Here is a 409-nt window from a genome sequence, read left to right as displayed (position 1 = left end):
CTTTGAGCGCGTAGCGACGCATGATTTCAATAATCTGGTTACGCTGGCGTGGATTACAAAAAAGCATCATATGCCAGTGCGGCGTTCCGTCGTGGTGTGGCTCGACGACACGCAAACCGTAGACCTGTAAATCATTATCCTTGAATGCCGTGCGCATCAGGCTCCAGATACGGCAGAGATAACGCTGCGCATCCTTCGGATTAAATGCCTCATCGTTCCAGCCGTGATTAAGCTGGACGGTTTTACTTTCTCCTTTTCCGACCTGACGTGTCGGGTGATACTTTGACGGCGTGGTCAGCGTGATAAACATCCCCACATCACCCTCTGCGGCGGCGTAACGCTCAATACCGGCAATGGTGTTCATCAGCTCCATCCGGCGAATTTCAGGATTAGAAATACTGCCCATCAC

At 51.6% G+C, this 409-nt stretch carries 1 protein-coding gene; it reads right to left on the bottom strand.

All coding sequences use genetic code 11. The annotated features are described in order from the left end of the window. The coding region (locus KPY62_RS13565) for a replication endonuclease (protein ID WP_216583473.1) at positions 1-409 on the bottom strand (409 nt) is incomplete at both ends.

Source organism: Psychrobacter sp. TAE2020 (assembly GCF_018919485.1).
Classification (GTDB): domain Bacteria; phylum Pseudomonadota; class Gammaproteobacteria; order Pseudomonadales; family Moraxellaceae; genus Psychrobacter.
The sequence above is the reverse complement of the archived record's forward strand: the minus strand, read 5'-3'. Positions and strand labels throughout refer to the sequence as shown.